Below are 26724 nucleotides of genomic sequence, written 5' to 3' on the forward strand. Positions count from 1 at the left end.
TAGGTCACGGGATCGCGCACGATCACCAAGCGTTCATGGTGTCGAGGATCTGGCCGCGAGCCTTCCACAGCTCTGCCGACCAGTACGGCCACGAGTGCGTGCCGTTGGACGGGAAGCTGTAGGTGGCCGGGATACCCAGCGAGTTCATGCGGATCTGGAATGCACGGGTGTTGACCAGGGCGAGAGCTTCGAGGCCCATGCCATTAGCCGTGTTGTAGTAGTCGATCGGTGCGCGCGGGTGGTCGTATTCACCGGGCAGGCCGCTTGCCGACGAGATGTACATCGACAGGCCCTGCAGACGCGGGGCGAAGACGAACGGGTCGTTTCGCAGCCAGGACGGGCTCCACGGCGGTCCCCACATGGAGTCGACGTTGAAGCGACCGGCATCGAGCATTGCGACGCGGATTGCCTCGCGCATACCGGGAGCCGAGATGTTCAGGTAGCCCGACAGCGAGCCGGCGAACTTGAACTGGTCACGGTGGTAAGCAGCCAGCGTCAGAGCAGCGCTGCCACCCATCGAGAGGCCGAGGACCGCGTTGTTGGTGGGCGAAACGCCGTAGTTCGCGAGGAAGTTGGGGAGTTCCTGCGTGAGGAACGTTTCCCACTTGTACGTGATCTGCTGGCCGTTGAAGTTCGACGGTGCATACCAGTCGCTGTAGAAGCTGGACTCGCCACCGACGGGCATCACGAGGGTGATGTTGTCGTTGCGGTACTGGTCCATCGCATTGGTCTCGAAGCTCCACGCGTTGGCGTCGTTACGCGCACGCAGACCGTCGAGGAGGTAGAGGGCAGCGTTTCCGCCGCGAGCGGCCCACTGGACCTGGACCTTGATGTTGCCCATCGAGGAGGGCACCCACAGCTCGTCGTATCCGCCCGACTGGACGGTGCGGCTGGGAGCAGTGTGCGCGGGCGCAGCAGAGGCGACAGCACTACCGGCAACACCTGCAGCAAGGGGAAGCACAAGTGCTGCGGCACCGATGGCCAACGCTCGGTGCTTGAGGCGCTGGGTCAGCCTCTTTCTGGCAAAACGCATGGATACTGCTCTCTCTCTTCGTCTGCGGCACCCACTCGGTGAGTGGTTCCGGCGGATTCCGTCGGGGAACAGGCTTTTCTGCCAGCCCGAACAAGTTCAGGTCGGCAGCGGACCTCTTCCAAGTCACACTGCGCTCGCTGGACTTTATGTCACAGGTTCAGCTGTGACAAATAGACAGATCGTTACGTCCCAGTCCGCGAGCGACACCGTCGTCACCCCTGGGGGCGATTCAGGTTAGGTGAATCGTCTTCGAGTACATCGTGGCCAATCGATTCGGTGTTACTGAATCGAAATATTCAAACCCTCAACCGTCGGTGATGCTGATCACATCACCTGGGTGGCTCTGGCGACACGAGCCCGCAGCGTTCCAATTCGTAGGCCGGAACCCGGTCGAATCGGTACTTCGCGAAGTCGAATGCCTGCTGGAAGTTCTGTTTGAATCTGGCCCAGGTCAGCTCGGAGCGGTACGACGTCAGCAGCTCCTGCGTTTCCGGGCAGGTGATGGCCAGCTTCGCGTCCGCAACCCAGTCCTCGTCGAGGAAGAACGGCAGCCACGGGCGAACGTCGATCATTCCCGTGTCCGCGACCACCCAGTCCGGATAGAGATTCTTGTCGTGCCCGATCCGGCCGTCCTCGAGTCGCTCGGTGTGAGCTGCCAGCGGGTACGCCAGGCCCATCTGATCGAGCACCCGGACGTCGAGGCCGACGTTCATGCTCGTCATTCCGAGGTTGAGGAAGAAGACGACGTGCTCGGCCGGCTCTGCGAGCGGTCCGGGCGGCGGGACGACGAACCAGGAGTCGTAGCTCGCCGACGGCAGCAGCAGCCCACCCTCCGGGGTCCGCGCAATGGTCTCGACCATGGCACGCATCCGCGGATAGTCGAGGTAGTCCTCAGCGAGGATCGGGTGCTTGTGACCGGTGTTGAGTGCGTAGAACGCGCGCTCGTCGACGATTCCCGAGCGTCCCACCACGGAGCCTTCCGGCATCCCCGTCGTGTTGGCGGCGAAGAAAGCCCAGATGATCGTGCCGATCCACAGCACCGCTGAGACACCGAAGATTGCGGTGTCTCGGTTGCTGCCGAACGCTGACCTGGCAGGTACCCGCAACGGAATGACCGCGACCGGGATGAGCAGGCAGAATAGCACCGGCAACAGGACGCGGCCGTGCATGAAGTCGCCGCCGACGCGCAGCGAGTAGATCCCGAGGATCAGCCCACTGCCGAGAATGAAGGTGACAACCGCCCGCGGGGTGCGCAGGAACTGCTGAAAGCGCTGCCACAGCGGGCGTGCCGGTTGATCGGTGGCGGTGACTGGTGCGTCCGCTCGGCTTCGCCACACGAGCAGCAGCGCACCGATGAGCAGGAACAGCAACGGCAACCAGAGCAGGTAGGGCCCGACGAGGTTCCACAGGTACGCAAAACCCTGCGCCCACTTCGCGCCACCTGCGTCCTTCGACACCGCGGTGTTCGGGTACGGCAAGGCGTAATAGCCCATTCGCCAGATCTGATAGCCCACCGGGACAAGTCCCGCGACGACCACGATCAGTGTGCGAATCTTCCAGGTCAGGCCGGCGGAGAGAACGATCATCATCAACGCGGCAGCACCGGGAATCGCCATCTCGGGTCGAACCAGTGGTCCGAGGCCGGCCACGAACGAGAGAGTCAGGATTGACGCTGTGGACGGCGTCGACGCCTGCGCCCACCGAACGAGCAATAGCCACAGGAGCGCGATCCAGAAGATCACCAGGCACGTTTCGAGCCCGGACGTGGCGAAATCTCTCGCAGGCGGAACAGCGATGTAGACGAGAACACCTGCCGGAACCAGCAGGATCGTTCCGCCCGCCGACCGCCGCACGCCGCGGTACAAACGACCGGTGCCGAGCATCGCCAACACGACAGCAGCAGTCGAGAGTACGAGCGCGATCGTCAGGACGACGTATTCGAGGCGGATCTGCGTGAGCCAGCTGAATGCGTAGACGATGTACGTCCACGCGGTACTCGTGTTCGCCTCGACACGTTCACCCGCATTGAAGACCGGGCCGTTCCCCGCCAGCAGATTGCGGACGGTTCGCAAGACGATGAGTCCGTCGTCGGCGATCCAGCGACGCTCCCACGCGCCCCAGAACATGAGGGCAGCAGCAAGCACCACCCCGCCGAGAAAAACTCCTCGACTGAGGGTGGTGCGGTTCGCCGCAGTGTCGACGTGCGGGTCGGCCTCGGTGCGTGGCTCAGACGAGGTAGACAGCGACACCCACTACTCCGATCCACGCAATCGCGAGGAGTTGCAACACCCGGTCACCGAGCGCGATCTCCTCAGGCTCTCCGGCTTCGCCGCCGTCGACGTCCACCGCGTATCGCAGCACCGCGATGGTGAACGGCACCATCGAGATGGCGTACCAGTTGGTGCCCTTGATGGCGTCCTGTTGGAACGCCCACAGTCCGTAGCAGAGGACCAGCGTCGTCGCTGCCATCGTCCACACGAAACGCAGGTACGTCATCGTGTAGCTCTCGAGGGACTTACGGATCTTCGCGCCGGTCTTCTCGGCCAACTGCAGTTCGGCGTAACGCTTGCCTGCGGCCATGAAGAGCGAACCGAAAGCCATCATCAGCAGGAACCACTGCGAGAGATCGATCTCGGCGGCAACGCCACCGGCGATCGCCCGAAGCAGGAAGCCGGACGAGACGATGCAAATGTCGATGACGGCCTGATGCTTGAGGCCGAAGCAGTACGCGAGCTGGATGACGATGTACACGCCCATGACCACGGCGAGTTGCCAGTTGGCCAGGAAGGACAGGCCGATCGCAGCGGACAGCAGTACGACTGCCATGCCGTAGGCGATGTTGACGGGCAGAACTCCGGCCGCGATGGGACGGAATCGCTTCGTGGGGTGAGCACGGTCGGCTTCGACGTCCATCGCGTCATTGACGAGGTAGATGCCCGATGCCGCCATGCAGAACACGACGAACGCCAGCGCGACGGGCAGGAGCACGTCGCCTTCGGTGGCGGTTCCGGCCGCGATGGGCGCTGCCAGCACAAGGACGTTCTTGACCCACTGACGTGGGCGAAGCGCCTTGACGATGCCGGCGGGCAGGGACTTCGGGGGTCCGCTGACCGTAGCCGGTTCCTCGCTCATTTATCTCCACATTTCTGTTCGGCTCTGGCTTCTTCGACCCGGCGAACTACCGCCGCGGATGCGGCTCCCAGTGCCGCTCCGGCGAGTACGTCGGTCGGGTAGTGAACTCCCAGGACCAGACGCGAGAGCATCATCGGGGGCACCAGCAACGCCGGTAAGGGTAGCCCGGTGAGTCGACCGATCAGCACAGCCGCCGCCGTCGTCGACGTCGCGTGTGACGACGGGAAGCTGAGCTTGCTCGGCGTCGAGACGTTGACCTGCACCGACGGATCCGAAGGTCGCTTGCGCCTGACAACTCGTTTGATCACCACGGAGGCGGCGTGTGCACCGAACGCTCCGACGGCCGCTCCGGCCCATTCGCGTCGACGCGGCTTGTCCACGGCGGCTCCGACGGCTGCGATCGCGATCCACCCGAGGGAGTGCTCACCGAAGTGCGACATGCCGCGGGCGACCTTCACGGCTCCCGGCAACTGCCCGACGGTCGATTGAATTCCGGCCAGAATCCGTACTTCAGGAGATGCCGAAGACACGTTCCCACCTTTCCGTGCTGGTCAGTGAAGGAACGGCGTCCTGGTACTGCTTCTTGAGCTCAGGGAAACGCGCGGCGAGTTCGCGGCGCAACCGTGTGGCTTCCTTGAGGAGTTCGAGTGCAAGCTTCGGGTTTCGCTTGCGGTAGACGACGCCGCGACCGTCAGCCGTGGTGACGGTGACACCGTCGACCTGTGAGAGCAGGAACCAACGCGCGTCGATGGTCGGCACGTTGAGCTGAGGCCGCTCGAGGTGTTCGGGCTTGGCCGGCTTCACGTTGTGCACTCCGGCCCTGAGGACCCGGGTGATCTTCGCGACGGTCGACAACGGCAGGCTCACGTCCCCGACATCCGCACCCGAGGGCAGCGGAAGCGCAGTCGACGACGGCAGTACGACGGCGTCGGAGAATTCCTTGCGCTGGGCGTGGACCTCACCGAGTGCTGTCGGCAGCATGTTCGCGACGTGCTCGGGTCCGGCGAGGAAGTCCGCGATGGCCTTGTTCTGGATCGCGACGGTGGAGTACTCGAGGCACAGCAGGTGCTTGAGCGTTGCCTTCACCGTGTTGACCACGAGGCCACGGCCGTTGCCCGGCATGTGGAGCGCTGCCACCACCAAGCGGTTACGGAGGTGGAAGTACGCCTGCCAGTCGATGGCGTCGTCCTTGTCGCTCCACGCCATGTGCCAGATCGCGGCACCGGGCAGCGTGACGGTCGGGTATCCGGCTTCCTTTGCGCGCAAACCGTATTCGACGTCGTCCCACTTGATGAAGAGCGGCAGAGGCTGCTTGAGTTCTTCGGCGACGTGGCGCGGGATCATGCACATCCACCAGCCATTGAAGTCGACGTCGATGCGGCGGTGCAGGAGCTTCGACTCGCGCAGCGGTTTCTTCGAGAAGTCGTGGTCGTATTCGACGTTCGGCGCCGCGGACCACATGAAGGTGCCGCGGTTGACCACTTCACCCATCACGTGGAGGTGGCTGCGTTCCTGCAGGTTGAGCATCTGCCCACCCACCAGCATCGGCGACTTCGCGAAACGTGAGAACGAAAGCGCACGCAGAATCGAGTCGGGTTCGATCTCGATGTCGTCGTCCATGAACAGAATGTGCTGACACTGCGTGGTCTTGAGTGCCTCGTACATGATTCGGCTGTATCCGCCCGAACCGCCGAGGTTGCCCTGATCGTGAATGGCGAGCCGATCACCGAGCGCTGCAGCAGCTTCGGCGAATCCGGGTTCGTCACGCACCTTGCGGGTACCCTGATCCGGCATGATGACGGCCTTGATCACGTCCGACACCAGCGGATCCGAAGCCAGTGCAGCAAGCGCCTTGACCGCGTCCGTAGGACGGTTGAACGTCGGAATGCCAACGGCGACAGTCGCTTCGCCGGGTGCTTCGAGGGGCGCGTACCAGCCACCGCTCTCGACGACCACGGCCGTATCGGTGGTGATGTCGAACCAGATCCAGCCACCGTCCTCGAACGGCGCCAGTTCCACCTCGAACTCGAGCGCGGCATCGCCGTCGGCAAATTCCTTGCCTTCCACGTGAATTCGCGAGGAATCCGCCTTGGAACGGTAGATGTCGACGCGGCCGTGTCCGGACAGTTCCAGACGCAGGACCACAGATTTCAGAATGGACCAGCGCCGCCAGTAGCTGGCGGGGAACGCGTTGAAGTAGGTGGCGAACGAGACCTCGGTCTCGGCGCCTAGCGCTACCGACGTGCGCGAGGTGGAGTGCGCCCGCCGACTGTTGGACCAGGACTCTTCCAAGTACAACGTGCGGACGTCGAGCGGCTCACCGGCGCGGGGCAGGATGATCCGCTGGAGCAGGGACTTACCGAGGTAAGTCACTTCGTCGCCGCTGACGGCATCTTCGCCTTCGAGTAGATGACGTGCGTTCATTCGCTCTCCCCTGCCAATTCCGCACCCGATTCGAGATGCGGGCGCAGGGTGTTCTCGAACATGGTCAGCGCGCTGGCGATTGCCATGTGCATGTCCAGGTACTGGTAGGTGCCGAGGCGCCCACCGAAGAGGACCTTGTTCTCCGCGGTCTCCTTCTTGGCGCGTGAGCGGTACGCGGAGAGCTTCTCGCGATCCTCGGGAGTGTTGATCGGGTAGTACGGCTCGTCCGTCGACTCGGCGGCACGTGAGAACTCACGCATGATGACGGTCTTGTCGGTCGGGTACTCGCGCTCCGGATGGAAGTGACGGAACTCGTGGATGCGGGTGAACGGGACGTCCGCGTCGTTGTAGTTCATGACGGGGGTGCCCTGGAAGTCTCCGGTGGGCAGAACCTCGGTCTCGAAGTCGAGGGTGCGCCATCCGAGCGAACCTTCGGAGTAGTCGAAGTAGCGGTCGAGGGGGCCCGTGTAGATGACAGGTGCGTCAGGGCTGGCGGTGCGCAGTTCGTCGCGGACGTCGAAGTAATCGGTGTCGAGGCGGACCTCGATCTTCGGATCCTTAGCCATGTTCTCGAGCCACGCCGTGTAGCCGTCGACGGGTAGGCCCTCGTAGGTGTCGTTGAAGTAGCGGTTGTCGAAGTTGTAGCGGACGGGCAGGCGGCTGATGTTCGCCGCGGGCAGCTCGGTGGGGTCGGTCTGCCACTGCTTTGCGGTGTAGTCACGCACAAATGCTTCGTAGAGTGGGCGCCCGATCAGGGAGATCGCCTTCTCTTCGAGGTTGGAGGCATCCTTAGAGTCGATCTCGCTGGACTGCTCGGCGATGAGGGCGCGAGCTTCTTCGGGCGTGAAGTACCGACCGAAGAACTGCGACACGAGGCCGAGTCCCATCGGGAACTGGTACGCCTGCCCCTTGTGCAGCGCGAACACGCGGTGCTGGTAGCTCGTGAACTCCGTGAACTGGGTGACGTAGTCCCAGACCTTCTTGTTGGAGGTGTGGAACAGGTGGGCACCGTACTTGTGGACCTCGATGCCGGTCTCCGGCTCTGCCTCCGAGTATGCGTTTCCCCCCAGGTGGTGACGGCGATCCAGCACCAGCACGCGCTTACCCAGTTGGGTAGCGGCACGCTCGGCGATGGTCAGCCCGAAGAATCCCGAACCGACGACGATCAGGTCGTACTGGGCACGGGCGGTCTCTGAATTTGCAGCGGTCACGATGAACCAGGGTATCGGACCTGTTCGGAAGCCGAGGGTTGGATGCGTCACCAGGGCCGATGCAGCAAGTCAGGACGCTGCGGGACCAATCAGACCCGCCGCACTCGGCACACCCGCCGTATCGAAACCGATGGTGATCGGTTCGTCGACCGGAAAGTGCGCGGGAAGTAGAAGGAGTCCCTCCGACGCGCAGCGTTCGAGAAGTTCGCGGCGAGTGACCCTGGCGATGTCGGGGTCAGCGTCACCGCCCTGGCTGAGGTCCGGGTACAGAAACTGAATCGGATGGTGGATCACGTCGCCGGAGATGACGGCGCCACCGTCCGCAGTGCGAATCTCGATCACGATGTGGCCCGGTGTGTGACCGGGCGCGCTGCGCACGACGACGCTTGTGCCTGCCGATGCGGCCAGGACGTGACCGTCGCCGACCGCCGCCCACTTCGCCCCGTCCAGAACGGGACGGATGCTGTCCTCGAAGGTCTGCGCGAGATCCGAGACCACTCCTTCGTGTGGGCCGTCGGCGGCGAGTTGTTCGAGCGCAGTCAGTTCGGTGCGGTCGAAAATGTAGGTCGCGAGGGGAAAGGTGGGCCGCCAGGTTTCGGCGTCGAGGTTGGTGTTCCAACCACAGTGATCGGGGTGCAGATGTGTGCTGACCACCATATCGACGTCGTCCACGGCGACGCCGGTGGCCGTGAAGCGTGAGAGGTAGTCGGTACCGAACATGTGGTGCGGCAAGAGGTTCGGTCGGTGCTTGCTGTTGCCGTTGCCGGTGTCGACGACGATGGCCTTACCGCCGATCTCCACCAGGTAGGTGTGGATGGCAAGTACGAGGTCGCCGCTTTCCGCCTCGAAGAACTCCGGTGTCAGCCGTGCCGACGCTTCCTCGATCTCCGTCTCACCCGCGTGCGGAAAAAGCTCTCGCGGTGGAAACGGCCAATGGGCCAGTTCGGTCAGTTGTGTGACGCGCGCCGATCCGACGTCGATGGTGAAGCTCATCAGTGTTTGCCTTCCGAACAGCTCGATACCACTTGTAGGCACACCAAGGGCACCCACCGAAATGCTCGGTGGGTGCCCGGTCGGTGTCAATGGTTTTCGACACCGGTGATCAAAGACTCTTCGCGATGATGCCCTTCATCACTTCGTTGGCACCGGCGTAGATCTTCTGCACGCGGGAGTCCTCGTACATGCGCGCAATCGGGTATTCACGCATGTAGCCGTACCCGCCGTAAAGCTGCACGCACCGGTCGACGACGGCGCATTGCTGCTCGGTGAGCCAGTACTTGACCATGGCGGCGTCGGCGCCGTCCAGCTCGCCGTTGAGGTGATCCTCGATGCAATTGTCGAGGAACACGCGACAGGTGCGTGCGATCGTCTGGCACTCGGCGAGCTCGAAGGCGGTGTTCTGGAACTCGAAGAGGCTGTGCCCGAACGCTTGACGCGCCTTGGTGTACGCGACGGTCTCCTCGACTGCACGCTCGATGGTGCCGATGGCCTGCGCGCCGATGATGAGGCGTTCCTGCACCAACTGCGCCATCAGCTGACCGAAGCCGAGCCCCTCGGACTCGCCGAGGAGGTTCGAGACGGGAACGCGAACGTCGGTGAAGGACAGCTCCGACGTATCGGCGCCGTGCTGACCGACCTTGTCGAGCACGCGGCCGACAGCAAAGCCTTCGCAGTCACGAAGATCCACGATCAAGAGCGAGACTCCCTTGGCTCCGGCCTTGGGATCGGTCTTGACGGCGAGCACGATCATGTCGGCGCTGCCACCGTTGGTGATGAAGGTCTTCGACCCGTTCACGACGTAGTGGTCACCGTCGCGGATCGCGGAGGTGGTGATGGCCTTGAGGTCGGAACCTGTTCCCGGCTCGGTCATTCCGATGGCGCCGAGGATTTCACCCGTCGCCATGCCGGGCAGCCAGGCCTTCTTCTGCTCTTCGTTGCCGTACTCGAGGACGTAGTGGGCGACGATGCCACTGTGCACCGAGTTGCCGAGTGCATAGTCACCGCAGTAGCCCTGCGCCTCGAAGACAGCGAGATCGTGCGCGAAAGTTCCACCGCCCCCGCCGTATTCCTCGGGAATCGAGCAGCACAGCAGGCCGAGCTTGCCGGCTTCGAGCCACACGGATCGGTCGACGCGATGCTGAGCGTCCCACTGCTCACGCTTGGCGATCAGTTCACGATCGAAGAAACCACGGGCCAGTTCGGCTACTGCGGTGATCTCTTCGTCGTGCCACGACGGCTTGCGCTTGGTCGCCATGATCAGACTCGCTTCAGCAGGGCAGCGAGTGCCTGACCGCCGCCGATGCACATGGTGACGATGCCGAATTCGAGGTCGCGACGGACCATGTCGCGTGCCGCGCGCAGCGTGAGGATGGCTCCGGTGGCGCCGACCGGGTGTCCGAGGGCGATTGCTCCGCCGTACGGGTTGGTCTTTTCCGGATCCAGGCCACTGTCACGGATGACGGCGATGGCCTGCGAAGCAAAGGCCTCGTTGACCTCGGCGGTGCCGATGTCGGACGGCTTCAATCCTGTTTGCGCAAAAAGCTTTTCGAGAGCGAGCACGGGAGCGTAGCCCATCAGGCCGGGCTCCATGGCTGCCGTCGTGACGGTTTCGAGCGTGACGAGTCCGGTGAGGCCGCGCTTGGCTGCCTCGGTGCCTGTCGCGAGGACGAGTGCGCCGGCGCCGTCGTTGATGCCCGACGCGTTACCGGCGGTGACGGATCCGCCTTCTTCGAATGCGGGGCGCAGCTTGGCGAGGGTTTCGACAGTGGTTCCGGGCTTGGGATGCTCGTCCTCGGTGATGGTGACCGAGCGTCGACCACCGGTCTCGACGGGAGTGATTTCCTCGGCGAATGCCGCCTTCGCTGTGTCGGTTGCCGCGCGGCGCTGCGATTCGACGGCGAACTCGTCCTGCTGCTCGCGGCTGACGCCGTACTTGCGGGCGACGGCTTCGGCGGTGCGGCCCATGTGAGCCTTGCTGAACGGGTCGGTGAGCATGGCGACGGTGCCGTCGACGAGGCTGCGATCGCCGAGCTTGTAGCCCGAGCGGGCTGCGAAGTCGTAGAACGGCATGCGGGACATGCTCTCGTCGCCGCCGGCGAGGGTGATGGCAGCTGCGCCCCAACGCATCTGCATCGCCGCCGACCACACGGCCTGCAGGCCGCTGCCACAGAGGCGGTTGACGGTGTAGGCGGGGACGTTCTCGGGCAGTCCGGCGGCAATGCCGACGCGGCGTGCGTTGTAGGCGTCAGGGCCGACCTGGCCGATGCAGCCCATGACGACCTCGTCGATGTCTTCGGGTGCAACGCCGGCGCGGCTCAGCGCGGCCTTGGCTGCTGCGGCACCCAGCTCGTGTGCGGGTACGTCCTTGAAGACGCCGCCGAAGCTACCGACTGGGGTCCTGGCCCCGTCGACGATGACGATCGGTTCGGGTGTGGTCATGATTGTCCCCATCTGCTGTGCTCACGTCGATTTCTCTGTCCGTGGCCGATACTAGGACATCGAAGTATCTCGCAGATGGGGACGTTGGTGTCAGGGTGTGGGAGCGCTCTCGGCTACCGGCACGACCTCGGCGTCGGCGGCTTCGGTGTCTTTGTAATTCCGGTAGCGGTAGAGCCCGATGCCCACGAGGATCGCTGCGAGTCCCAGGGACACGAACATCTGACTGCGAGTCGAGTCCAGGGTGAGCATGCCGATGCAGAGCGCGATGATGGCAGCGATCGTCGCGTAGGTGAGGTACGGGAAGAACCACATCTTGAGTTCCAGCTCCTGGCCCGAAGCTTCGAGCTTGCGGCGGGTACGCAGCTGGGACACCGAGATGACGAGCCAGACGAACAGTGCGATCGCTCCGGAGGAGTTGACCAGGAACAGGAAAACCTTGTCCGGGGAGAGGTAGTTCATGCCGACGGTCAGGAAGCCGACGATCGTCGAGACGAGGACGGCACGCATCGGGACGCCGGTCTTCTCGATACGTGAGAGCGACTTGGGGGCGTCGCCGCGACCGGCGAGGGAGAAGATCATGCGGCTCGCGGTGTAGAGACCGGAGTTGAGGCAAGACAGCACCGACGTGAGAACGACGACGTCCATGATGTTGCCTGCGGCCGGAATGCCGTAGGAGTCCATGACGGCGACGTACGGGCTGAGCGCGACCGATGCGCTGTCCCAGGGAAGCAGCGTGACGACCACCGCGATCGAGCCGATGTAGAAGATGAGGATTCGCCAGACGACGGACTTGACGGCTGCACGAACAGCTTCGAGCGGGTTGGCCGATTCACCGGCGGCGATGGTGGCGATTTCGGCGCCGAAGAACGAGAACACGACCACAAGGACTGCGGCGAGCATGGCTCCTGTTCCGTTCGGCAGGAAACCGCCGTGACCGGTCAGGTTGGTCATTCCGGGTGCTTCGACGCCCGGCATCCATCCGCAGATCGCCACGACACCCATGCCGAGGAACGCGATGATGGCGACGACCTTGATGGACGCGAACCAGAACTCGAACTCACCGAAGGATTTGACCGAGATGATGTTGGTCAGCGTCAGCACGATCATCAGAATCAATGCCCAGGTCCACTGGGGAACGCCGGGAACCCAGCGATTCATGATGAGGGCACCGGCAGTGGCCTCGATGCCGAGCACGATGATCCAGAACCACGCGTACAGCCAGCCGATCGAGAAGCCCGCCCAGCGGCCGATGGCCTTGTCGGCGTACGACGAGAACGAGCCGGTTTCCGGCGACGCTGCCGACATCTCACCGAGCATGCGCATCACGAGGATGACGACGACACCGGCAAGTGCGTAGGAGACCAGGACGCCTGGGCCCGTCTCCTGAATTGCCACACCGGAGCCGACGAACAGTCCGGCGCCGATGACGCCCGCGATCGCAATCATCGACAGATGCCGCTTCTTCAGCGTGTGCTGAAGTGCCGGCTGGTCTGTACTGGACATCAGTACTCCTTGTGGGCTGTTCGGGACGTGGATCTCGGTGACGCTCTGCTGGAGCGCATTTTCGATAGCGCCAGTGTCGGACCTTCGGCAAGCTCGCGTCAGGCTCCACTTTGTACAAACGTGACCGCAGGCACTACAAAGTGGCGAGTCCAGGGTGTCAGACTGGACCCATGCCCATCACGCTCCGCCAACTCTGTGCGACCGACCAGTTCGGCCTTCGCGTCCTGGCGGGGCACGATCAGCTCGATCGCACCCTGACCTGGGCACATGTCTCCGAACTTCCTGATCCGACGCCCTTCCTCGACGGCGGCGAACTACTGCTCATCACCGGGGTGTCACTACCGACGACGGCCGCGGAAACGACCCGATTCGTACGGACCCTGGTGGCGGCCGGAATTGCCGGAATCGGTTTCGGAACCGGCCTCGGATACGAGCAGGCACCGCAGACTCTGGTGGATGCGGCCACCCGTTTCAGTGTGCCCCTTCTCGACGTCCCGTTGCGAACTCCCTTCATCGCGCTGACCAAAGCCGTGTCGAAGGCGCAATCCGACGACGACATGAAAGCGCTGCGCAGCAACTACCAGAGCCTGCGCCGACTGCTCCAAGCTGCGGTGACGGTCAACGGCACCCGGGCGGTCGTACGACGGGTCGCGGAATTGATCGGCGGATGGGCAGCGCTGCTGGACTCGGCCGGACACACCGTCGAGATCTCGCACACCGCTGCGGCCGCAGGAATCGAGCGAACGGCCCCCGAGCGCGACGCTCGCCCGATGGAGGTCAGCTTCGTCACGAGCGAGAACGAGGACGTCATCTCGCACCCTCTGACTACGTCGAGGGGAAAGCTGATGGGATACCTCGTCGCCGGTTGCCCTGGCGCTGTCGGTTCACTGAATCAGGGCATCGTCATCGCGGCCGCCTCCCTGCTCACGTTGATGACGGCTCGAACCCGAGATGCACAGCTGACGATGAACCACTTGCGTACCGTGGCGATGCATCAGCTGTTCGAAGGACAGAATGCGCTCGCCCGCAACATCTCCGGGGAACTGTGGGGAGGATTTCCGGTCGAGCCTTTCCAGGTCTTCCATGTAGCGGGCCCGAGCGGACTACTCGAAAGCGTGTCCGTCTCACTGCTCGACGGTCTCAGCCGCGATCTGGCGTTCGGCATCACCGACGGAGCGTTGATCGCCGTCGTCTCGGCTACGGACAGTGGTCGAATCCTCGCCCGCGTCAACGAAATCGACGTAACCGTCGGCGTGTCGGACATGCTGTGGTGGGACGATCTCTCACGCGCCAGACGCCAAGCCGCGCAGGCAGCAGCCGAGGCCGGCGCCCGCAACCTGCCTTCGATGCGGTTCGCCGAACTCTCGGAGAGCGGATTGTCCGCATTTCTCGACCAGGATCGCTCGACGGCATTCGCGGCGGCACACTTGCGCCCACTCCTGGAAGCGAAGGGCGGTAGCGATCTCTACCGAACCTTGGCCATGTGGTTGGCACACAACGGTGTGGGCGACGCCGCAGCCACAGCGCTGAATATTCATCGGCATACGTTGCGCAGCAGACTCGCTCGGATCGAGAGCCTTCTCCAGCTGGACCTCGGCTCCCCCACGGAACGTGCGGAGTTGTGGCTCGAGTACCGCTTGCTCGGCGACGCTCCGACCATCTGACCGACAACCAATGAGCCCTGAACGACCTGAAGGGCCTCCGCCGGGTTACGGCAGAGACCCTTCAGAGTCGATACGTGCGAGTCGCTACCGACCGACCTTCCCCTAGCTTCCGCCCGTCGGTATCCACTCGCGGAGCACGTCGGCATCAACTACCTGCGCACCCAAAACCTTTGTCCAGATGATGGTTCCGTTTTCGTAGACACGGAAAGTGCCTGCTTCGGAGGGCAACTGCATCTCCGGGCCGGCAGGAGCACCGAGAGAGCCGCTTTCACCGCCGAGCTCCCGATACTTCTTCTCGATCTGCGTCTCCGTAACCGTACCCGATAGATCGTCGGATGGCGAATTGGATTCCGGCACTGTCGATTCCGAATCCGGTGCCACTACCACACCAGCGCCGTCGCCGATGGTGAACCAGTCCGATTTCAGGCCGAGTTTCTGGCGGAACTGAATTCCGGTGGCGCCAACAGTTGCATCTGTTCCGACTACCTCGACTGCCGTCACTCGCCCGCCGTCGGTACCGAATCCGTTGCGCGAGAGAATCTTGAGCGATTGCAGCTCGCCCACATCGAAGGCGTCCGCAATCTCACCCGCGGTCAGATTCACTGTCCAGTCATGATTGGGCGAAAGGGCGTCACCGAGATCCTCGACAGCCGGGAATTCACCGCCGGAACTGTAACCCCCTGTGGACGAAGAGAATTCGGTGGCAACGATCTTGCCGTCACGCGACAGAACGGCGCCGGCGGTGGAGCGAACCGCCTCGGTGGTGCGGGGATCTTCCTTGCCCGCCCCGCCGTACACCTGGCAGTCCTGCGTGTCGCAGGTGTCGGCGTACGAGGACCGATGTTCGGTTGCAGCGTACGAGCGCGCTGCGACGGCTTGAGCCCGGAGCGCTTCGGCCCCACCGGAATCGGCCCATTCTGCCTTTGCCTCCACCGGCACTACGCCGAGCAGGTAATCCTCCATGTCGAGGAGATTGACCGTCCGAGCCGAGCCGTTGTCGAGCACTACGCCGAGGGCACCGCGGTAGGGCGCGTCGTTGTCGCACAGCTTCAGGAACTGGTCGGCAGGTCGATCAGGACCGAGATCCACCGGATCCACCCACGGATGCTCGGTGACCGCTTCCCAGACGACCCCGCCACCGCACCCGCTGGTGACAATCACCTGTGCACCGCCACCGGGCAGTGCAGTGAGATGGGCTGCTTCACCGGGCGCGGTGCGCTGACCGTTGACCACGAGGCCGGCGTCGGAGTAGACGTCGAGTGTCGAGTTGTCCTGAGCGGTGAGCCGCACACTCATCTGCGCGGGCGGCATGGAGTCCAGGATAGTTCCACCGTAGTAGTGACTGAGGATTCGCTCGCCGGACCAGCCGTCGTTCTTGGCGTAGCCGTAAGCGCCCCACTGGCCCATTCCGCGGCCATGTCCGTTGCCGTGACCGGAGAGCGTGAATTGTGTGTCGGCGGCGACGGCGTGCAGGATCGACGGCTCGTCAGCGCGGATTTGCGTGAAACCTCCGATCGCGACGCCGAGTGCAAGAGCTGGAACGAGTCCGAGGACCGAGACCCGCGTCAGTGAGGTTCGCCTCCCGGGTCCGCCCACCAGAAAGCGACCTGCGCGACCGGACGCAGGCTTCTTACCTGCAGTTCCGCTTCTTCCGCTTCTCGCCATCAATGCTCTCCTCATCGCTACCGGCCTCACGAGTCCGCGAAGTCGGTACTCCGCGCGCAGGCCAGTCCACAACGATTTAACTAAAGTCTCACCCTAAGGTTGAGCGTTATGGACTTTTGTGACTAGTGTGGCAAGAGTGTTTGGAGTTAGCAACACCAGTCACACGAGTCACACCAGCATCACGAGTTGCAGACGTACGCGTCCGAAAACTGGAGTTCAACCCCAGAACATGGCATCCGACCTGCTCGGATCCGGTTTTGAAGGATTCCGTTCACGGCCGTCATCGGCCCTGAAGTTCGCTCGCAAGTAACTACAACCGAGGAGTAATCCCTTGCCACACCGTCGACCGAAGCCCTCGCTCGTACTCGGGGCTGTAGCCGCAGTGGCTGTCGCAAGTCCTTTTGCGGTCTACGGCTTCACGAGCACTACGTCCGATGTACGTTCCGCGAACGAAACGACGTCAGTAGCAGTGCCGACCCAGATCGCAGAGGTGCTCCTCGCGTCGGTGCCCGACATCATCATTCCGGTCAAGGAGCTGACCGGTCTCGATCTCCCCGACATCAACCTCGGTGATCTGAGAAACCTCAAGCTCCCGACCGAAATCCCGCTACCTCCCGGAATCACGCTGCCGACCGAGCTGTTCCCGGCACCCGCTGCTCCCGGCGGCCCGACCGAGACCGCTCCGGTTCCTTCCGAGGAAGAGCCAGGCGCTGTGGTCAAGGAAGTCGCCCGCGACACTCCGTTCAGCATGGTCGCGTTGACCTCGGACACGATCGCCTCGGCGCAGTCCAAGGTCCGCGCCCTCGCCGAAGACGGCACCTGGGGCCCGTGGTTCACCCCTGACGCCATCGACTCCGCCAGCTCGGATCAGGCCACCAACTCCGGTACCGCCACCGAACCGGTCTTCGTCGGCGCCACCAAGTCCATCCAGATCCTCACCCCGCAGGGTGCCGCTGCCCCCGCAGCCGAGACTGTGCCGGCTCCGGCTCCGGAAGCCGCACCCCTGCCGGAAGCTGTCCCCGCGCCCGCTCCGGAAGCCGCACCCGCTGAAGCGCCTGCGCCTGCTGAAGCACCCGCAGCCACCGGCGAACTCGGGTACACCCCCGCTTCGGTGTCCAAGCCGCTTCGCCAGGTGACGACCGCAGCAGACGCCGTCACCGCCGTGCTGATCGACCCGGGTGTCAGCGAGGCAGACAGCAATCTGCAGGCCGTCGCAGCGCCGCTCGGCGGCAGCGGACCGTCCGTCATCACCCGCGCACAGTGGGGAGCAGACGAGTCACTTCGATGCGACTCCCCCACGTACGACGACTTCACCGGTGGAGCAACTGTCCATCACACCGCGGGCAGCAACAACTACACCAAGGAAGAATCGGCCGGCATCGTCCGCTCGATCTACGCCTACCACGCACGGACTCTCGGTTGGTGCGACGTCGGATACAACGTCCTCGTCGACAAGTACGGTCAGACCTTCGAAGGCCGCGCAGGCGGACTCGACAAGGCAGTTCAGGGCGCGCACGCCGGCGGCTTCAACGAGAACACCACCGGTATCGCGATGATGGGTGACTACTCCACTGTCGAGCCTTCGCAGGCGACGCTCAACGCCGTCGGCAAGTTCCTCGGTTGGAAGCTCGGCCTGGCCGGCCTCGACCCGAAGGGCCGAACGACGATGTACTCCGAGGGCACAGAGTTCACTCCGTACCCGCAGGGCGCAGCAGTGGATCTGCCGATCATCTTCGCCCACCGCGACGTCGGAAACACGGCTTGCCCTGGTGATGCCGCGTACGCACACATGAACGACATCCGGAACATCGCCGCCGCGAACATCGGGGGATCCTTGAACCCGTCGAACCCCTCCAATCCGTCGACGCCTGCGCCCAAGCCGACCACTCCGGTCGACACGGTCACCGGTGGCACCGGATCGTCGATCCCGGATCTGGTCACTCAGATTCTGAAGATCACCGACAATTCACCGCTCGCGCAGAAGTGGATCGCCGAGGGTGGTGACCTCGGACGCCTCGGCCAGGCACTGTCCGGAATCCTGCAGGCGAAACTCGGCAACCAGGGTGCGTTGTTCCAGAACGGCGCTGTTTACACCTCCCCCAACGGCGGAGTGTTCACCGTGCTCGGCGAGATCTTCAAGTCGTGGCAGAGCTTCGGTTCCGACGCGGGTGAACTCGGATTGCCGATCTCGGACGAGTACTCGATCCCGGACGGCCTGCGCAGCGACTTCGAGAACGGTTCTCTGATCTTCAACCAGATCACCGGCATGGTCACAAAGGTCCTCAAGACCTACAACGAAACCTTTGCCCAGGAAATGGCCAACAGCGCGCCTGTCGGCTGACAGTCGAGCAGTACACGTCCTCGGGCGCTGGTGGGTTCTACGACCACCAGCGCTCGAGGACTTTTGCGACCCCGTTCTCCGAATTGGTGTCAGTGACCTCGTCGGCTGCGGCTTTGGCTTCGGGGTGAGCGTTCCCCATGGCCACGCCGAGGCGTGCCATCCCCAGCATCGGGATGTCGTTGGGCATGTCCCCGAAGGCAACCAGACCCGACAGGTCGAAACCGAACCGCTCCGCGGCGGCAACCAGCCCCGACGCCTTCGTGATTCCCGGCGCCGAAAGTTCGATCAGTCCGTTCTCGGTGGAGTACGTCATGTCGGCGAGCGCACCGACGTGCGGCGCGAGCGTGTCGTACATCGCCGTGCTGGTCATGCCCGGACGACGAATCAGGAGTTTGACGGCAGGCGCCGCAAGCACTTCGTCCTCGGACATCTCGGTGTTGTCCGGATTGAGCCAGGCGTGTTCGTAATCCGGCGAGCTGACGAACTGCGGGGTGGCGGCGTCGTGTGCGCTCTCCCCCACCCGTTCCGCGGCCAATCCCGACCCGGGGAGTGCAACCAGAGCCAGTTCGGAGAGTTCGGTGAGTGCGTCCACCGACAAGGTCGCGGCGCTGAGTACGCGGTCGGCGAAGCTGTCGTAGACAACGGCTCCGTTGGCGCAGACCGCGAGTGGCGCGTACCCCAAGCCTTCGACGACGGGCGAAATCCAACGCGGAGGGCGCCCGGTTGCCAGTAGGAACGGCGTGCCGGATTCGACGACGGCATGCACGACGGCGCGGGTGCGGGCGCTGACCAACTCGTCGTGATCGATGAGGGTGCCGTCGACATCGGAGGCGACCAAGGTCGGGCGGTCAGGGCTGATACGACGGTCTGGGCTCACACCGCCATTGTGCCTGTCCGGTGCGACGGTCTCGCTCAGCGCGCCCGCTTCGCGCGTCCGCCACCGCACCGGACATCGCGAAACCTCGAGAGATTCGCACAAATCGCATTTCAGTCCGACCGGTCTGGTATCTATTGCGGGAGAACAAGACTTTCACAAAGGGAGAAACACCCATGTCCGTGCCGCCCGATCTGCCCCCGCCGCCCTATGGGAACTCCCAGCCTTACGGGAACTCCCAGCCTCAATTCCAGGTGCCTCCGCCGCAACCGCAATCTGAGAAGAAGTCGAAGAAGTGGCCGTGGATTGCCGGTGGAGTCGTCGTATTGCTTGTCGTCGCAGGCATCCTCGGTGGACGAGACAAGGACGACTCGAAGTCCACCGCTGCACCGACCACCACCGCTGTACCGACCACCACCGCTGCACCGACTACCACTGCCGCTACGACGCCTGCAGCTGTCGCACCGATCGTCAGTGCGCCACCGGCTGCTCCCGCCCCGTCGTCCAGCAAGGTGGCGGCGCCGACGACGACCACTTACCAGGCGCCTGCACCTGTGGTCACTCCGACAGTTGCGCCTGCCCCGGCCAGGCCGCAGGTCAGTTCCGGTCAGCGGAACGCCGTCCGATCTGCCCAGCAGTACATCGACATGACTGCCTTCTCCCGCAGCGGACTGATCGAACAGCTCGAGTACGAAGGGTTCTCCACCGAAGATGCGACGTACGCGGTGGACAATTTGAATGCCGACTGGAACAAGCAGGCTGCTCTGAGCGCCGAGCAGTACCTCGAGATGACGTCGTTCTCCAGGTCCGGACTGATCGAGCAGCTCGAATACGAAGGCTTTACGAGTGCGCAGGCCGAGTACGGAGCTAACGCCGTGTACTGACGCATCAGCGCGCAGCGCCCTTCTCTCAACGCGCTCGCTTCGCGCGTTCCTGTGCGTCCATTGCCGTGGCTTCCTCCGGGGTCGGTGCGCCACCGCCGAGTCGGCGCGGCACCCAGTACGCCCCGGGCTCGTGCACGAACCCGTCCTGCACGTGGCGCAGGATCGCATCCATCTCGATGCGCAGGATCTCGCTCAATGCTTCGGCGGGCTCGACCGGATCGATCGGTGCGCCCACTTCCACCGAGATCGGGAAGCGATTGCGGCCCAGATTCTTCGGTCCGCCCTTGGTGACGATCCGCTGTGCGCCCCAGACGATCAGCGGAATGATCGGAACGCCGGCGTCGATGGCCATCCGAGCTGCTCCGGATTTCATTTCCTTGATCTCGAAGCTCCGGCTGATCGTCGCCTCCGGGTAGACGCCCACCAACTCGCCCCGCTTCAGGGCGTCGACTCCGGCTCGATACGCCTGCGCTCCGGCAGAGCGATCGACTTCGATGACGCCGCATCCACGCATGAGGAAGCCGAGTACCTTGTTGTCCGCCAACTCGGCCTTGGCCATCACCCTGAGCTTGCGTTTTGCGGTGCCGACCGCCAGAGCGGCCGGGATGAAATCGAGGTAGCTCGTGTGGTTGATCGCGATGACCGCTCCACCGGACACAGGGACGTTTTCAGTCCCGGTGCGGGTGACCTTCACACCCTGGAAACCGCTCAGACCACGCGCGACTACCTCGACGGCGGTGTAAACGGGTTCGAAGGACATCGGTCAGCCTTCGGACTTCCGCGCCTCGCGAGCCTTGGCCTTTGCCGCGGCCTCGTCGGCGTCCATCTTGTCCGCCTGCTCGAGCGTCGGGGCGCTGCCACCGAGGCGGGCAGGCACCCAGTACTCACCTGCCGGGTGGTCGTAGTTCTTCTGCAGATCGAGCAGCAACTCCTGCATTGTCGAATGCAGCTTCGCCGTCAGCTCACTCGCCGGCTCGAAAGGTGCGATCGGCTCGCCGACTGCGATGGAGATAGGAGTGTTGGTACGGCCCAAACGCTTCGGATAACCCTTCGTCCAGACGCGCTGAGCGCCCCAGATGACGACGGGAACGATCGGGACGCCGGCCTCGATCGCCATCCGCGCGGCGCCGGACTTGAATTCCTTGATCTCGAAGCTCCGACTGATCGTGGCTTCGGGGTACACGCCCACCAATTCGCCACGCTTCAGGAAATCGACGGCTGCCTTGTAGGAGTCGGCCCCGGCCCCGCGATCGACCGGGATGTGCTTGAGGGCCCGCATGATCGGTCCGGAGATCTTGTTGTCGAAGACTTCCTTCTTGGCCATGAACCGGATGTAGCGCTTCGGGGTCCGCGCCGGCAGTCCCGCATACGTGAAGTCCATGTATCCGGTGTGGTTGATCGCGATCACGGCGCCACCGGACGCCGGGATGTTCTGCTCTCCCTTGACGGAGAACTTCAGGCCCTCGAAAGCGAAGACGGTACGGGCGATGCCGATGACTGTTCTGTAAACGGGATCCACAGTTCGCTAGCGTAGACGGGAATCCGTGATCTGACCCGCAGCAGTTCTGGGGTGGATGTTGGTCAGAATGTCGCAAAAGGGGCGTACGAACGAATGAAGTCGGCAGGACGAGCGGCAGCGGGGGCAGTCGCACTCGCCATGACATTGGCGATAACCGCATGTGAGGACGATGGACGGACGGGAATCCTGACCGACGAACCGTCGCCTCCGACGACGGAAACCACTACGACAACCACTCTCGCGCCCACGACGACGACTGTGCCCACAGCAGCTGTCGTGGTGCCGCCGGTTGGTGACGTGCCCGGCAATCCGGCCGCTGCGCCGGCCTTGGCGGCCTGGGCGACGGACCTGGTGTCCTTGGACGTGAACGGGCTCACGAACGCGTGCTGGACGATGCCGCCGACCACGGTCGCCGACCGATATTCGGACGTGCCCGCCATCCTGACAGCCATCTCAGCACCAGGTATCGACGGGCAGTACGCGGTCGCGTGGAGTGGCGGCGGACTCTCCGTCGCCGCCAAGCGCTCGGAGATCGCCTCCGGATATGCGTGCCCGTTCGTCTTCCCTGCGGGGCAATCCAATTTCTACACCCCGGCTGACGCATCCCATGCAGTCGTCAGATTTCTCTCGCGCGCAACGGGACGGCCGGTCAACACCCGTGACGTCGAGACGTTCTATCCGCTGATCTGCCCAGGCAACAGCCCGTGGGATCCGGACGGCGCCGGCGCCACCGGCCAGCCGCCACTCAAGCTCGATCCGAATCAGCTGGCGGGTATCAAGTCATTTGATGCCGAAGCTGCAACAGTCACTCCGGTTCGCGGCGACTACGTCCGTGTCACCCTGCCCGTCAGCGACGGAACCGGTAACTCACGCTCGATGCAGTTCACCCTGTCGATCGGCCCCGAGGGATATTGCCTCGGGGCCGCGACCTGAACTGTTCCGATCAGGAACCGAACGGAAGGAAATCGCTCGAGCCAGCGCTGCCTGAACCGAGGCTGCCCGTGCCACCGCCGGTTGCAGCCTTGATCTGAATTGCGTGGGCCGTCGAGGTCGAGCCCGTGAATCCGGTTGCCCCGCTGTAAATTGCCGTGATCGAGTGCGTGCCGGTTGTCGTGAACGTGTGGTTGAGCGCCGCGATCCCGTTGACCACCGCAACAGCGTCGCCGATCGGGGTGCTCCCATCCATGAACTGCACGGTTCCACCGTTCTGCACCGAACTGACAGTCGCCGACAGGGTCACCGACTTGTTCACGACGGCATCGGCAGGCACCGTCACCGCAGTCTCCGTTGTGACATCCGAAGGCGCAGGGTCCGTTACATTCACCGTCCGCGCCTGGGCCGAGGATCCGACTACACCGACTCCTCCCGAGTAGACCGCCGTGATGCTGTGCGCACCCGCAGAGGTAAACGAATGTGTTAGGCCGGCAGCGCCGGCCGTCACCGCTTCAGGACCGCCGATCGCGACGCCACCGTCGTAGAACTGCACGGTTCCGACGCCGACAGCGTCATCCGACGACGTTCGGACGATTGCCCACAAGTCAGTCGCCACACCAGTTTTGGCGTCGGTGGGGATATTGAGTTCGACTACGGATTCCTGGTCGGCAACACTGACCTGAACTGACTTCGCACTCGCAACCGAGTTCTTGAATCCGGAGCCAGCGGTGAAGTCAGCGGTAACGCTCTGAGCACCAGCAACATCGAACGCGTGCGACAGCGTCGCAACACCCGACGTGACTGTCACCGGTGAACCAATGGCCGTGCCGTTCGACTTGAACTGCACCGTGCCCACCGCATTGTTCGGAGCAACCGTCGCGGTCAGATCAACTGCGCTGCCCGTGACCGCCGTAGCAGGAACCGAGAGCGACGTCGTCGTCTCCACATCCACCGGAGCCGGATCCGAAACCGTCACTGTCTGAGCCGACGCCGACGAACTGACAAACCCAGCACCAGCGGTGAAATCAGCCGTAATACTCTGAGCGCCAGCAGCATCGAAGGAATGTGACAGAGTCGCGGTCCCACCGGAAACTGTCACTGGTGAACCAATGGCCGTGCCGTTCGACTTGAACTGCACAGTGCCCACAGCGTCGTTCGGAGCCACGGTCGCGGTCAGATCAACTGCGCTGCCCGTGACCGCCGTCGCGGGAACCGAGAGTGACGTCGTGGTCTCGACATCCACCGGAGCCGGATCAGAAACGGTCACTGTCTGAGCCGACGCCGACGAACTCACAAACCCTGCACCAGCGTTGAAGTCCGCCGTAACACTCTGAGCACCAGCAGCATCGAAGAAATGCGACAGAGTCGCGGTCCCACCGGAAACCGTCACCGGGGAACCGATCGCCGCACCGTTCGACTTGAACTGCACCGTGCCCACCGCATTGTTCGGAGCAACCGTCGCAGTCAGATCAACCGCAGTACCCGTAATTGCCGTAGCAGGAACCGAGAGCGACGTCGTGGTCTCCACATCAACCGGAGCCGGATCAGAAACCGTCACCGTCTGAGCCGACGCCGACGAACTCACAAACCCCGCACCAGCGGCGAAGTCAGCCGTAATACTTTGAGCGCCAGCAGCATCGAAGGAATGCGACAGCGTCGCGGTCCCACCGGAAACCGTCACCGGCGAGCCGATCGCAGCACCGTTCGACTTGAACTGCACAGTGCCCACCGCAGTGTTCGGAGTAACCGTCGCCGTCAGATCAACCGTAGTACCCGTAATCGCCGTAGCCGGAACTTGAAGCGTTGTGGTCGTGCCCTGCGCTGAACTCGAGATCTCGATGGCCTGAGCTTGAGCGGTCGAACCACCGAAACCTGCAGTGCCTGAATAGATCGCAGTGATCGAGTGTGATCCCGTCGTGGTGAACGTGTGATCCAGTGTCGCCGCTCCGGCAGTCACCGCGATGGGTCCGCCGATGTCGATGCCACCGTCCTTGAACTGAACCGTTCCACCGTTAGCTGCCGGTGAGATGTTTGCGGTCAGCGCGACCGAGGTTTGCTCGACGGCACTACTCGGGACTGTCAACGACGCCGTCGTCTGTACATCGGCAGCGGCCACGCTCACTGTGCGTGCCGGTGACGTGGATGTCAGAAACTCGAGAACTCCGTCGTACACAGCGGTGATGGAGTGATCTCCCGCCGCGGTGAATGTATGTGGCAGTGTGGCAACGCCATTGACGACGGCTACCGGGGTGCCGATGTCAGTCGCGCCGTCCTTGAACTGAACGGTGCCGCCTGTCGGTGCCGGGGAGACCTGCGCAACCAAATCTGTCGATTGACCGATCGTTGCCGACGCGCCGGATGTCACTGCGGTCGTGGTCCCGGCTTGCGAGACGACGTTGACGGTGGCCAATGCCTGACCGCCCGCATTCAATCCCGCGCTGCGTGAGTCATGCGGTGAGCAGTTGTATCTCTCCCAGTATGCGACGGTGAAGAAGTCCTTCTCGCGCTGCAGGAAGGTGAAGGCATTTTTCGGAGAATCAAAGGAGCCCGAATTGCCATCCGTAACCCTTAACTTCGGCTGTACCGTGCTACCCGCATCACCCGCAATCACCGTCACATCGATCGCCGGCAATCGGAAAGTCTTTCCGGCCTCCGCGCCGATGCCACCATCATCGTTCTTACTTGTACTCGGACCGTTTCCACCACCGCCGTTGGAATCAGCGGTCTGGTTATTCCCAGCAATACGCAAGTGCGTGCCCGCAGCATCCGGCGAACCACCGTCGTTGATACGAATCACTGAGGGCGCCGCGCCCGACAAATTCGACGACGTACCCGCCACTACCTGAGCATCGACCAAAGAGACCCCCGCAGGAATGTCGAAGTCGTACTTCATCCGTGTCCACCTGATCGCCGAGCGCCCGGCATGACCACTCGTAGGAACAGTCATGGCACCTGGCTGGACTCGGTAGGTGAACGTCGACCCCGCCGCGACCTTCTCCGGAGCCGAGATCGTCACCCCCGTGGAGTGGAATTCGTCGGAGATGCTGCCCAAGCCAGGATGCTCGTAACCGTCACAACCCAGTTTGAACGCGATCGTGTTCTCCACTGTGGGGGACGACGTCGGAGCTGCCGAAGCAACACCGCCGGCCACCAGCACGCCACCGACCAACGCTGCCACCACAGCCGCGGAACTTCTTCTCACCAACACGAACTCTCCTCAGCTAGCAACAGACGTGGATCGGGAACCGCACGGAAGGAGGTCACTCGAACAGAGCGGAAATCGGAATGGAGCTGGACGCTCGTACAGTACCCGTCAAAAGTAGTACTTGTATCAGTTATTTCAGACAAATATTCACGAATTGCCGATAGTTCAGCTGACGACAAATCATCGATTCTCGAAGAGCAATGCCCCCTTGCGCCTATGGGCGCAAGGGGGCATCACATCATCGGAGAATCATGAACCGAACGGCAGCGACAGCGAACCGAGCGAACCGGAGCCACCGCCCCCGTTACCGACGTTCACAACCGATGCAGTCGACGTGGAACCCGTAACTCCCTGGGCTCCGCTGTAAACCGCGGTAATCGAATGATTGCCGGTCGTGGTGAAGGTGTGGCTCAACACAGCCTGCCCACCGACAACATCAACAGCCGTCCCGATCGGAGTCGTTCCGTCGAAGAACTGGACGGTTCCCGACGTCGCGCCGGAAGAACTGACCACAGCCTTCAGCTGCACCGACGTGCCGACCGTTGCCGAAGACGGAGCCGTCAACGACGTAGAGCTCTCGACATCCGACGGGGTCGGAACCGTGACATTGACGTCGACGGATTCCGCTGTGGATGAAGTGAACACACCGGATCCACTGAATGTGGCAGAGACCGCAAAGGTGCCTTCTGCTCCGAATACGTGCGGCAACTTGGCAACTCCGTCCACAACCGCGACCGGGGCGCCCTGATCGACTCCACCGATCTTGAACTGGACCGTTCCGCCGGACGGCACCAGGGCGTCCGAGGGATCTTCGGACACTGTCGCGAAGAGATCAACAGGCAGTCCGACCTTGGCTTCACCCTGAACGCTCAAAACCGTCTTCGTCGCCTTGTCGACC

At 63.3% G+C, this 26724-nt stretch carries 20 protein-coding genes; 4 read left to right on the plus strand and 16 right to left on the minus strand.

Features of this window, described 5'->3' with window-relative positions:
- Positions 1 to 22: 22 nt before the first annotated feature.
- The 10 genes from R4P65_RS12150 to R4P65_RS12195 all read right to left on the minus strand — a co-directional run bounded on the left by R4P65_RS12150 (position 23) and on the right by R4P65_RS12195 (position 12741).
- Positions 23 to 1033 carry an alpha/beta hydrolase gene (locus R4P65_RS12150; protein ID WP_230817654.1) on the minus strand — a complete coding sequence of 337 codons (1011 nt, stop codon included), beginning with the start codon at positions 1031 to 1033 and terminating at the stop codon, positions 23 to 25.
- Between the two features lie 329 nt (positions 1034 to 1362).
- On the minus strand, positions 1363 to 3282 hold the full coding sequence (zomB, locus tag R4P65_RS12155) for a flagellar motor control protein ZomB (protein WP_317826664.1): 1920 nt from the start codon (positions 3280 to 3282) through the stop codon (positions 1363 to 1365).
- Entirely contained in the window at positions 3260 to 4165 is a 906-nt protein-coding gene (locus R4P65_RS12160) for a decaprenyl-phosphate phosphoribosyltransferase (protein WP_230817656.1), read from the minus strand. Before R4P65_RS12160 ends, zomB begins: the two co-directional genes overlap by 23 nt.
- Positions 4162 to 4695, minus strand: coding sequence for a phosphatase PAP2 family protein (locus R4P65_RS12165; RefSeq protein ID WP_230817658.1), 534 nt, complete (start codon positions 4693 to 4695; stop codon positions 4162 to 4164). The genes R4P65_RS12160 and R4P65_RS12165 overlap by 4 nt, the downstream gene beginning before the upstream one ends.
- Positions 4676 to 6589 carry a glycosyltransferase gene (locus tag R4P65_RS12170; protein ID WP_317826665.1) on the minus strand — a complete coding sequence of 638 codons (1914 nt, stop codon included), beginning with the start codon at positions 6587 to 6589 and terminating at the stop codon, positions 4676 to 4678. Before R4P65_RS12170 ends, R4P65_RS12165 begins: the two co-directional genes overlap by 20 nt.
- Positions 6586 to 7800, minus strand: a complete 1215-nt coding sequence (glf, locus tag R4P65_RS12175) for a UDP-galactopyranose mutase (protein ID WP_317826666.1) — start codon at positions 7798 to 7800, stop codon at positions 6586 to 6588. The genes R4P65_RS12170 and glf overlap by 4 nt, the downstream gene beginning before the upstream one ends.
- A 69-nt stretch (positions 7801 to 7869) precedes the next feature.
- Positions 7870 to 8793: an MBL fold metallo-hydrolase gene (locus R4P65_RS12180; protein ID WP_317826667.1), complete on the minus strand. Its 924-nt coding sequence runs from the start codon at positions 8791 to 8793 to the stop codon at positions 7870 to 7872.
- A gap of 109 nt (positions 8794 to 8902) precedes the next feature.
- Positions 8903 to 10054, minus strand: coding sequence for an acyl-CoA dehydrogenase family protein (locus R4P65_RS12185; RefSeq protein ID WP_317826668.1), 1152 nt, complete (start codon positions 10052 to 10054; stop codon positions 8903 to 8905).
- Positions 10055 to 10056: 2 nt separating this feature from the next.
- Complete coding sequence (locus tag R4P65_RS12190) at positions 10057 to 11238, minus strand: thiolase family protein (RefSeq protein ID WP_317826669.1); 1182 nt, start codon at positions 11236 to 11238, stop codon at positions 10057 to 10059.
- A gap of 90 nt (positions 11239 to 11328) precedes the next feature.
- A complete protein-coding gene (locus R4P65_RS12195) occupies positions 11329 to 12741 on the minus strand; it encodes an amino acid permease (protein WP_317826670.1) in 1413 nt (470 codons plus the stop codon).
- A gap of 170 nt (positions 12742 to 12911) precedes the next feature.
- Here R4P65_RS12195 and R4P65_RS12200 point away from each other — a divergent pair, with 170 nt between their 5' ends.
- Positions 12912 to 14405, plus strand: a complete 1494-nt coding sequence (locus tag R4P65_RS12200) for a PucR family transcriptional regulator (protein WP_317826671.1) — start codon at positions 12912 to 12914, stop codon at positions 14403 to 14405.
- 102 nt (positions 14406 to 14507) lie between these two features.
- Here R4P65_RS12200 and R4P65_RS12205 read toward each other — a convergent pair whose 3' ends face one another.
- Positions 14508 to 16070: a SpoIID/LytB domain-containing protein gene (locus R4P65_RS12205; RefSeq protein ID WP_317826672.1), complete on the minus strand. Its 1563-nt coding sequence runs from the start codon at positions 16068 to 16070 to the stop codon at positions 14508 to 14510.
- A gap of 331 nt (positions 16071 to 16401) precedes the next feature.
- Between R4P65_RS12205 and R4P65_RS12210 the strand changes: the two genes are divergently transcribed.
- Positions 16402 to 18411, plus strand: a complete 2010-nt coding sequence (locus tag R4P65_RS12210; protein ID WP_317826673.1) for an N-acetylmuramoyl-L-alanine amidase — start codon at positions 16402 to 16404, stop codon at positions 18409 to 18411.
- A 37-nt stretch (positions 18412 to 18448) separates the two neighbouring features.
- Here R4P65_RS12210 and R4P65_RS12215 read toward each other — a convergent pair whose 3' ends face one another.
- Positions 18449 to 19270 carry an HAD family hydrolase gene (locus tag R4P65_RS12215; RefSeq protein ID WP_230817692.1) on the minus strand — a complete coding sequence of 274 codons (822 nt, stop codon included), beginning with the start codon at positions 19268 to 19270 and terminating at the stop codon, positions 18449 to 18451.
- Between the two features lie 191 nt (positions 19271 to 19461).
- Between R4P65_RS12215 and R4P65_RS12220 the strand changes: the two genes are divergently transcribed.
- Entirely contained in the window at positions 19462 to 20169 is a 708-nt protein-coding gene (locus R4P65_RS12220) for an Ltp family lipoprotein (RefSeq protein ID WP_317826674.1), read from the plus strand.
- Positions 20170 to 20194: 25 nt separating this feature from the next.
- Here R4P65_RS12220 and R4P65_RS12225 read toward each other — a convergent pair whose 3' ends face one another.
- Together R4P65_RS12225 and R4P65_RS12230 are read right to left on the minus strand one after the other, a co-directional pair.
- The gene (locus tag R4P65_RS12225; RefSeq protein WP_317826675.1) at positions 20195 to 20929 is read right to left on the minus strand and encodes a lysophospholipid acyltransferase family protein; all 735 of its coding nucleotides are present in this window, start codon (positions 20927 to 20929) and stop codon (positions 20195 to 20197) included.
- A 3-nt stretch (positions 20930 to 20932) separates the two neighbouring features.
- Positions 20933 to 21688 carry a lysophospholipid acyltransferase family protein gene (locus tag R4P65_RS12230; RefSeq protein WP_230817678.1) on the minus strand — a complete coding sequence of 252 codons (756 nt, stop codon included), beginning with the start codon at positions 21686 to 21688 and terminating at the stop codon, positions 20933 to 20935.
- Positions 21689 to 21781: 93 nt separating this feature from the next.
- Between R4P65_RS12230 and R4P65_RS12235 the strand changes: the two genes are divergently transcribed.
- Positions 21782 to 22621, plus strand: coding sequence for a hypothetical protein (locus R4P65_RS12235; protein ID WP_317826676.1), 840 nt, complete (start codon positions 21782 to 21784; stop codon positions 22619 to 22621).
- A 10-nt stretch (positions 22622 to 22631) separates the two neighbouring features.
- On the opposite strand, the gene R4P65_RS12240 is transcribed toward R4P65_RS12235, so the two are convergent.
- Complete coding sequence (locus tag R4P65_RS12240) at positions 22632 to 25823, minus strand: Ig-like domain-containing protein (protein WP_317826677.1); 3192 nt, start codon at positions 25821 to 25823, stop codon at positions 22632 to 22634.
- A gap of 252 nt (positions 25824 to 26075) precedes the next feature.
- A partial coding sequence (locus R4P65_RS12245) for an Ig-like domain-containing protein (protein WP_317826678.1) occupies positions 26076 to 26724 on the minus strand: 649 nt, incomplete at its 5' end.

It is taken from the genome of Rhodococcus sp. IEGM 1318 (assembly GCF_033142465.1).
In the GTDB taxonomy this organism is placed as follows: domain Bacteria; phylum Actinomycetota; class Actinomycetes; order Mycobacteriales; family Mycobacteriaceae; genus Rhodococcus_F; species Rhodococcus_F qingshengii_B.